The organism is Stenotrophomonas sp. Sm6012 (assembly GCF_030985895.1).
Taxonomy (GTDB): domain Bacteria; phylum Pseudomonadota; class Gammaproteobacteria; order Xanthomonadales; family Xanthomonadaceae; genus Stenotrophomonas; species Stenotrophomonas forensis.
In genome coordinates this window covers 1-4,237 of sequence record NZ_JAPTFX010000225.1, presented here as the reverse complement: position 1 = coordinate 4,237, position 4,237 = coordinate 1, and the positions used below count along the sequence as shown (strand labels likewise).

The 4,237-nt window shown below is 68.9% G+C and carries 5 protein-coding genes; 3 read left to right on the top strand and 2 right to left on the bottom strand.

All coding sequences use genetic code 11. From position 1 onward, the window contains the following. Window positions 1–150 precede the first annotated feature (150 nt). A complete protein-coding gene (locus O0J73_RS21665; RefSeq protein WP_308309611.1) occupies window positions 151–1,059 on the top strand; it encodes a LysR family transcriptional regulator in 909 nt (302 codons plus the stop codon). A gap of 100 nt (window positions 1,060–1,159) precedes the next feature. Here the strand turns inward: O0J73_RS21665 and O0J73_RS21660 are convergent, their stop codons facing one another. Both O0J73_RS21660 and lepB read right to left on the bottom strand, forming a co-directional pair. Further along, the gene (locus O0J73_RS21660) at window positions 1,160–2,416 is read right to left on the bottom strand and encodes an MFS transporter (RefSeq protein WP_308309610.1); all 1,257 of its coding nucleotides are present in this window, start codon (window positions 2,414–2,416) and stop codon (window positions 1,160–1,162) included. A gap of 124 nt (window positions 2,417–2,540) precedes the next feature. Continuing rightward, a complete protein-coding gene (gene lepB, locus O0J73_RS21655) occupies window positions 2,541–3,167 on the bottom strand; it encodes a signal peptidase I (protein WP_004153639.1) in 627 nt (208 codons plus the stop codon). A 182-nt stretch (window positions 3,168–3,349) separates the two neighbouring features. On the opposite strand from lepB, the gene O0J73_RS21650 reads away from it, so the two are divergent. Both O0J73_RS21650 and O0J73_RS21645 read left to right on the top strand, forming a co-directional pair. Further along, the gene (locus tag O0J73_RS21650) at window positions 3,350–3,751 is read left to right on the top strand and encodes a hypothetical protein (RefSeq protein WP_308309609.1); all 402 of its coding nucleotides are present in this window, start codon (window positions 3,350–3,352) and stop codon (window positions 3,749–3,751) included. Between the two features lie 3 nt (window positions 3,752–3,754). Continuing rightward, the gene (locus O0J73_RS21645) at window positions 3,755–4,201 is read left to right on the top strand and encodes a 3-dehydroquinate dehydratase (RefSeq protein WP_004153636.1); all 447 of its coding nucleotides are present in this window, start codon (window positions 3,755–3,757) and stop codon (window positions 4,199–4,201) included. Window positions 4,202–4,237 lie beyond the last annotated feature (36 nt).

The following is a 4,237-nucleotide window of genomic DNA, read 5'->3' as shown; positions in this document are numbered from 1 at the left end:
GACCCACCCCGCCTTCGACAGTTCTCCGCGATCTGTCGGAACGGCAGATTGCTCTGGTGGGTGTCGACCTTGGTCGACACGGGGTCGGATCCCGTTGCTGCGCAACGGGCTCTGACCCCATTTCCGGCTGGCGATGAATAAACTGGCCCCATGTCCATCGAACTGCGCCACCTGCGTTACTTCCTCGCCGTTGCCGATACGCTGCACTTCGGCCAGGCGGCGGAGCGGTTGGGCATGTCGCAGCCGCCGCTCAGCCAGCAGATCCGCCAGCTGGAGGAACTGATCGGGGCGCGCCTGTTCGTGCGCAGCCATCGCCGCGTGCAGCTGACGCCCGCCGGGCAGCTGTTGCAGGAACGGGCACGGGCCATCGTGCAGCAGGTGGAAGCGGCGGTGGACGAGGTGCAGCGCGCGCAGCGCGGCGAGCAGGGCGAGCTGCATATCGGGCTGACCCGGGCCACGCCGCTGTCACCGCAGATTCCGCGTTCGATCCTGCATTACCGCCAGCAGTATCCGCAGGTGCGGTTGCAGCTGAGCGAGATGAACACCCTGCAGCAGATCGATGCGCTGCTCGATGGCAGCCTGGACGTGGGCATCATCCGCAAGCGCACGCTGCCCCCGGAGCTGGTGGCACACAGCCTGTTCGTCGATCCGCTGGCGTTGATCGTGCATGCCGGCCACCCGGCCCTGCGCCAGCTCTCGAAGCAGGGCACGCTGTCGCTGCGCGACTTCGCACAGGAGCCGTTCGTGGCGTTCCGGCGCAGTGCCGGTGCAGGTATCCACGACCACATGATCGCGCTGTGTGCGGCGGCGGGCTTCACGCCGCGCATCGTGCAGGAGGCGGGCGAGGCCTCGACGCTGATCAGCCTGGCCGCGGCCGGCCTGGGCGCGGCGATCCTGCCGTCGTCGTGTGATCACATCCGCGTGGAAGGCGCGCGCTTCGTGGCGCTGGCCGATGCCGGTGCGCATTCGGAAGTGCAGCTGGCATGGCACCGCGAAGGGGTGACGCCGTTGATCCGCAACTTCGCCACGCTGCTGCGCGAGGCGTTCGCCGAAGCCTGATTCCGGTAGATGCCAACCTTGGTTGGCCGCCCTGCCAGAGCGCCGACCAAGGTCGGCATCTACCAGAGCAGCGCCGCGCCCCAGTGAAACGCGCGTTGGATCATGCCGCTACCGGCTGCGGGGCGCGTTGCTGCAGTGCCCAGACAATGCCGCCGCCGATCAGGGTCAGCACGGCAGCGAAGGCGCACACCCCCCGCCACTCCCAGGCCGCGTAGGCCAGGCCGCCCACGCCACCCAGCACGCTCGACCCCAGGTAATAGGCGAACAGGTACAGCGCGGAGGCCTCGGCGCGCATCGTGCCGGCGCGGCTGCCGACCCAGCTGCTGGCCACCGAATGGCCGCCGAAGAAGCCGAACGTGACCAGCGCGATGCCCAGTGCCATCGTGCTCAGCCACGGCATCGCCAGCAGTGCGATGCCGGCGCCGATCAGTGCGAAGGAGATCGACAGGATGCGGCCACGCCCGTAACGCGTGGCCTGCTGGCCCATCCACGCCGAGCTGAAGGTGCCGACCAGATACACACTGAAGATCAGCCCGACCACGGTCTGGCTGAGGTGGTACGGCGGTGCCAGCAGGTGGTAGCCCAGGTAGTTGTAGAGGGTGACGAACACGCCCATCAGCACGAACGAGGTGGCGAACAGCCACGGCAGGCCCGGGTCGGCGAACAGCGTGCGCCAGCGCGACGGCAATTGGCGCAGGCCACCGCGACGTGCATGAAAATGGCGCGACGGCGGCAGTTGCAGCCACAGCAGCACGGTGCTGGCGATGGCAATGATCGAGACCACGCCGATGCCCCAGCGCCAGCCCCAGTGGTCGGCGATGATGCCGGCCAGCAGGCGCCCGCTCATGCCACCGATGGCGTTGCCGCCGATGTACAGGCCCATCGCCAGGCCCAGCGCGCGGCTGTCCATTTCCTCCACCAGGTAGGTCATCGCCACCGCCGGTACGCCGCTCAGCGCCAGGCCGAGCAGGGTGCGCAGCACCAGCAGCGTGGTCCAGTCGTCCACCAGTGCGGTGCACAGCGACAGGGTGGCCGACGCCAGCAGCGCGGCGATCATCAACGGGCGGCGGCCGATCGCATCGGACAGCAGCCCGGCCAGCAGCATCGCCACCGCCAGGGTGCCGGTGGTCAGCGACAGCGACATCGCACTGCCGGCAGCGGAGACGCCGAAATGACGGCTGAACTCGGGCAGCAGCGGCTGCACCGTATACAGCAGGCCGAAGGTGGAAAAACCGGCCAGGAACAACGCCAGCGCGGTGCGCCGGAAGGCCGGGGTGCCCTGCTGGATGCGGGTCTCGGCAGCAGGGTCGACAGTGTGGGGGCGGCGTTCGACGGCCGCCGCGGTTTCGCCAGTCATGGGATCAATGGGCCGGTGGGGGCGGCCGCGCGTGGGAGGGAACGGGCCCCAGACTAGGCCCGTTGATCCAGTCGATCCATAACCTGATAGATCATGATTGATACACAGGAAGTATCAATTCAGCTTACAGCTGCTGCCATTCGAACCCGTCGCCTCGGCGGTAGTACACCGCCACGGCGCGGCCATACAGTTTGTCGGCGTCGACAAAGCCGAAGAAGCGGCCGTCAAAGCTGTTGCCGCGGTGATCCCCCAACACCAGCACCTTGCCGGCCGGCACCACCAGATCGGCGATGTCCGGGCCGCCGCCCATGTCCAGATCGAGGCGGGCGCGGCGCTGGCCGAAGGCTTCCACGTCCTGCAGGTCGGCGATCTGCAGCGGCTGGCCGTTGATGCTCAGATGGCCCTCATGCAGCTGCACGTGGTCGCCGGCCACCGCCGCCACGCGCTTGATCAGGCGGGTGCCATCGGCCGGCGAGTCGAACACCGCCACTTCGCCACGCTGCGGGCTGCCGGTCGCCATCAGTTCCTGGCCAGTGAACGGCAGGCGCAGGCCATAGGCGCGCATGTCCACCACCACCCGGTCGCCGGGCTGCAGGGTCGGCTGCATCGAGCCACTGGGCACCACGTAGTGGTTGGCCAGGGTGTCGCGGGCGGCGGCCAGCAGGCCGAGCATCACCAGCAGCGGCAATGCTTCCTTCTTCAGCCAGGTAAGCGCACGTTCGGAAAAGGGAGGGCGGGCAACAGCATCCATGGCAGGCTCCGGGTGGTCGGTAGCGGTATCAGACCACAGGCAGGCGTCGCAGGTTCCCGCCAGCACGAGACATGGGTTACGCAGGTTTTACGCCCCGGCCCGGCGACGGGCATCGCACCTTTACGGCCAGCGCGCGCATCGTGTGCCCACCGCGCCACAGGGCGCATTCCGCAAGGTGTTGTATGACCCTCCTGGTGATCCGCCACGCATCTCCGTCGGCGCCGCGCCCGCAGCTGCCGGCGCAGTTGAGCGGCCATCGCGTGCTGTGCAGTGACTGCGCCAGCCTGTCCGAAGTGCGCCAGTGCCTGTGCCAGCCGCAGGCGCGCTCGGCCGACTGGGTGCTGCTGGATGTCGGCACCGCCGACGAGGCGCAGTGGCAGGCCGAAGGTGGCACGCTGCAGGCGGCACTGGAACGGCTGCCGGCGCAGTACATCGAGCTGCAGGCCCGCAGCGAGCCGGGGCTGGATGCACGCCTGCGGCTGCAGCACGGTCCGGCCGCAGTGGTGGTCGACCAGCGCAGCCAGCAGGCCGGTTATCCGTTGTCGCTGGCCATCGTTGGCCGCCGCCTGGCGCAGGAGGGCTGAGCCATGTCGATCTTCATCATCCGTGGCCCGGAAGCGGCCGGTGCGCTGATCCGTACCGCGATGCCGCTGCCGGCGCCGGTCCTGAAGTCGCTGGTGCATCGCGCCATCGACGCCGGCACCAGCGTGGCGATCCGCGCCTGTGGTTCGGAGCAGGAACTGCTGGACGCGCTGCGCGTGGCCGACCACAGCCGTGGCGAGGTGACCCTGCTCGATCCGGGTGCGTGTGCCAACAGCCTGCGCCTGCAGCGCCTGCTGCCCTACCTGCACAACGCCTACGTGGAAGTGCATGACGACGGTGCGGTGGCCGAACCGTGCCTGCCGGCCGGGGTTGGCCAGCGACTGGGCATCGCCGCCGGCTACGGCGCGCAGAGCTATGTGCTGGCGCTGGACATCGCGCTGGATCACCTGGGGTTGGCCGAACAGGCGAACCGGGTGCATGTAGGGACGTGATGGCCGGCCAGCGGCCGGCACCTGGTAGTGCCGGCC